Origin of the sequence: Burkholderia alba (genome assembly GCF_034721475.1) — a bacterium.
Classification (GTDB): domain Bacteria; phylum Pseudomonadota; class Gammaproteobacteria; order Burkholderiales; family Burkholderiaceae; genus Burkholderia; species Burkholderia alba.
Map to the genome: position 1 here is coordinate 1 of NZ_JAWJWL010000091.1, position 4,097 is coordinate 4,097.

5 protein-coding genes and 1 pseudogene are annotated in these 4,097 nt (G+C 57.9%); all 6 read right to left on the bottom strand.

Annotation, left to right across the window (positions count from 1 at the left end; all coding sequences use genetic code 11):
* A pseudogene (locus RZR99_RS32215) lies at positions 1 to 311 on the bottom strand (IS6 family transposase); the annotation flags it as partial.
* Positions 312 to 391: 80 nt separating this feature from the next.
* Entirely contained in the window at positions 392 to 841 is a 450-nt protein-coding gene (locus tag RZR99_RS32220) for a hypothetical protein (protein ID WP_323123741.1), read from the bottom strand.
* Positions 842 to 861: 20 nt separating this feature from the next.
* Positions 862 to 1,380, bottom strand: a complete 519-nt coding sequence (locus tag RZR99_RS32225; protein WP_323123742.1) for a nucleoside 2-deoxyribosyltransferase — start codon at positions 1,378 to 1,380, stop codon at positions 862 to 864.
* Positions 1,381 to 1,745: 365 nt separating this feature from the next.
* Positions 1,746 to 2,219 carry a hypothetical protein gene (locus RZR99_RS32230; RefSeq protein ID WP_323123743.1) on the bottom strand — a complete coding sequence of 158 codons (474 nt, stop codon included), beginning with the start codon at positions 2,217 to 2,219 and terminating at the stop codon, positions 1,746 to 1,748.
* Positions 2,220 to 2,516: 297 nt separating this feature from the next.
* Complete coding sequence (locus RZR99_RS32235; protein WP_323123744.1) at positions 2,517 to 3,530, bottom strand: hypothetical protein; 1,014 nt, start codon at positions 3,528 to 3,530, stop codon at positions 2,517 to 2,519.
* A 130-nt stretch (positions 3,531 to 3,660) separates the two neighbouring features.
* The coding region (locus RZR99_RS32240) for a hypothetical protein (protein WP_323123745.1) at positions 3,661 to 4,097 on the bottom strand (437 nt) is incomplete at its 5' end.

Here is a 4,097-nt window from a genome sequence, read left to right on the forward strand (position 1 = left end):
TCGAGTTCGGCACCATGTTCGTCGACGGCGCGCCAAAGCAGATAGAGCTCGCCGCGCAGCGACACCCCCATCTCGTCCAGATGCCAGGTGCCGCCCGGCTTGCGCCGGACGGCCTTGACGCGATGGGCGAACCCCGCCCCAAACTTGTCGCACCAGCGTCGAATCGTTTCATGGTTCACCACGACACCACGCGCGAAAATAAGTTCTTCGATGTCACGCAGGCTGAGCTGGAAGCGGAAATACCAACGCACGGCCTGACTGATGATGGCCGCCGGGAATCGATGTCCACGATCGAGCCATTGCTTTTTTATTTCGACATCCTACGCTACCGACCACCTGATCAACGTGACAATGCCGTACAGGGCTTTCTTGGGGGACAGATGTCACGATTTTACTTCGTGGGACGAGTGGGTACGAATTCGTCGACGAGATCCTGTTGGTCAGGTGGCGGCGCCGGGGCTACCGTAGCGTGACTGGTTCCCAAATGCCCACCGCGCCGCAACGCTTGCGCAACCGCCTGTAGCTGGATCCAAATACCGTCGGCATCGGCGGGCGATAGCGTGTCGGCTGCCACGTCGAGCGCCGCGATGAGCGTCACGAGCTGTCGTCGCGCTTGCCTCAGCACCAGCTGGGCCTTCACGCGAACCAGGTTTTCCCGATGAGCGGTGACCCACCGCAACAGCGTCAGACGCTCGTCGAGCGTCAACTCCTCGAGCAGCGGCGTTGGCACGCCGGTATCGGCACGAAATATACCGACCACGACATGGTGGGCGCGGAGTGTTCCCGCTACGTATTCGATGCGCAGCAGCTTGATATTACGTCCCTGTTTGCGGATCAGCATGGGGTGGTTTCCCGTTGACACTATCCGGCAAGTCCGTCGAGTACCTTCACCAGTTCGGCGAGACACTCGACCGGGCCGCCCTCGACCAGGGTTACCGAACAGGCGAGCTTCAAATTCATCGGAAGACCGAAATCCTCGATACGATAGCCGCGCTCACAGTACGCCTGTCCGAAGCTGTTGCGTCGATGAGAAATCCGCCCAATGAGTGGCGTGATGACCTCTGTATAGGCAAACACCAGTTTATTCAGCGCGACGGCGACACCCACTTCAAAGGCGGTACCCGAATCGGGTTCGCCGGCGCCTCGGAAATCATCGAGATTGGCCATGACGACGTCGCATGAGCGAAGTAGCGAAAGATTGCTTTCGTAGATTCGCGCAACTTGTAGGGACGTGCCCGTCTCATCATCGATTTCCAGGTCGAGTGGAAACAGACCAAGCAGTCCCGCTTGCTCGCATAGCGTTTTGAGATATCCCCCGTGCTGATAAGCGTCGGCGCGAAAAACGTCGAATCCAGCGAGATAGATGCGAGAAGCTGTCATATCAAGATTCGGTCACGTTGCAATAAACGCTGAAATTTTGGCCAGCTCCGAGTAGCACGGTTTGCGAGTTACATCGTTCCGGCTACCCCTATCTCAACGTTAGGAGCTGATCAGCGTTGTGTTTGTGTGGCATGCAGCCTAAACCAGACAATCGGACCTTCAGTCTATTACCTTCCTCTATCCGTGCACCACCGCCCGTTTCCCATACTCCAAATCTCCTGTTACAGCTAAGATCCGAGGTCTCTTACATTCCCAAGGCAGTTCAGAAATTGGAGCACGTTGACGCGTGGTTCAAACCGGATCCGAAGAATCGAGACGCGTTGTACGCGTTGCTAGCGGATCACGATCGCCTCTCTTCCAACACATCAAGGTATCGGCCGAACCGGCGGCCGATCGTAGGATTTTCCAGATGTGAAGCGCTCTAAACGTTCGATCGCTTCCATCAAAACAGCAAGCGGCGTGGTGCGTAGCTGATCGTCGTGCCAGGTAAGCAGCGACGCGACCAGCTCTTCGGTGTCCATGTCCAGCCACCACTCTCTGTCCTGCTTGCCGCGCTCGAATGCTGCGTTGATTCCCTGCTGAGCGGCGACGAGCACCTCGGCTCGGATCTCATGACGACGGGCCTCATCGATAAAACTGGTCACGATCACCATCTGCAGCAAGGCCCTCAATCCATAGGCCGAGCCGCACCTCATGCGCAGCGCTTCGAACACAGTCCGGTACTTAAGCGATAAGGCTTCGATCTCGTGTCGTGGCATCGGCAGCAACATGCGCTTGCTCAACTGACCGCGGTCGACCGACCCGGTGCGGCGGGGCGCGGTCGGTTTTCGTTGTGACATGAATGTGACCTCACTGCAGCGATGGCACCAGCCCTCTATGTCGGCATGGTCTGCGTGTTTGGCACGGTGGCTGTGCTGTTCGCAAATAATGTCAGAGCCGATTGAGTACGTGCGAAGTGTGATTCGTCAATGCGCCATTGCCGAACGGATCTGACGGTGATTATGGATATGGGTTGCCTTCGCCTTGTGTTGATGAAGGTAGAAATTTCATTCCGGTATGTCGATATGGATTCGCAGCTTCCGCCGCAAACCTTGGACAACGTGCTCTTCTCGTTCGACAGAACCAATGGGCAGTGGTCAACGTGGCAATCGACGCCGTCTATGAACAATTGGATTACTTGCTGCCGAGAAACTCATTGCTGTACGCAACCGCGACCACACCGCCTCCTCGCGCGGAACGATTTCTTCGTCCAGGTGTTTCGCGAGCAGTGCGTTAAGCCATTTATGCCAAGTCATACCATAGAACCGCTGTCCGATCGCCTCAACCACGTGTGGTGCCGAAGTAACGATACCCGCGAGCAGGTAGTATGGCCAAAACGCCCCAGCGTCGATAAGTCGCTCGAGTCGACAGACAGCGAGCGCCGCCAACAAGCCATCTGTAGTACCGAGGTCTTTTCTGTCGCGTTCGATTGCGAACGCGATCTTGTTGTGCTCGCCGCCATATAATGCAAGTGCTGTATCAGTGCGCCTGGCGAGTGCCGCCGCGCAGTCAACGAGTGCTGCCATCTCGTCTATGCGCCTCTCGGCTTCATCGGACTGCCAAACGCGCCCTATCACTTCGTCAATAATGTGTTCTGCGGGTAGACCTGTGGAGCGTGCCCATCGCACATAAGTCAGTATGGCTTCGGATTCGCGCGCGGACGTATGGAGGCCAAGCTCGATCGCTTCGAGTGCCGCCCAGCCCATCGCTGAATCATGAAATCCGTACGCGTGAGTGAGACCGTGCGCAGAGGCATAAATAGCCTGCGACCCAGGAAAGTGTCGCTCAACAATTGCTAGTTGATATTCTCCGAGAAACTGACCGGATGCACCCGCTGCCCAATCCGTGATTTTGTATGCGTCGTCGCCCAGCAGCGCGTTAAGCCAAGGTATGAGCAGTGCGAGATCGGCTGACCCGCCTTGTCGCATCTGCTCGTCTAGTGCATGCCGCGTGCGGCTTGCAAGCGCAATGAGATGGGTCTCGCGCCCGGCAAGTGATATGGTGCACGCGAGGTCAAGTCGATCAAGCAAGTATTGAAGCCACGCCGCCATTTGCAGCTGCTCGACCGACCCGTCGTCGACGGGACGGTACAGGGTGTTGTAGGTCAGCATTGGGAATCCAGAAAATCGATGCGATGTGTCGACGGAACACGTGCGGACCCTCTGGTAACAGAGGTCGCACGCGTAGGCACGACTTGCAGCGTATGCGGTCGGGCTGGCCGCCCGCTGGGCACGTGTTTGCTTACTTCACGAGGAACTTCGGCGACGTGTTGACCGTGCCGTTGACGGTACAGCCGCCCGACAGCGTCGCGTTATTGAACGTCAGCGACGAATCGGTCCCGTTGAATGCCGTCACGATCTTGCTCGGACCGCAGCTACCGAGGAGCTGCACGTTGACAGCCGCATTGTTAATCGACAGCTGCGTCGTGGTGTCAGCCTGCCCGTTCCACGGAGTGACAGCGGAGATCGCGCCACACAAGTTGCCGCCCGCAAACGTCGCCGTCGTGATCTGGACGATGCCGCTCGCCGTGATCGTGCCGCTGAACGTAGCCGTACATGCCGCGGAAACGCCCTTGTTGAGATTGGTCGCCCCCGTGGCGGTGAACGGCTCGCCGTTGGGGTTCATCGGCTGACCGTCGGCACGGCTCACGGTGACGGCGAAGGCAGGCGCAGCTGCAA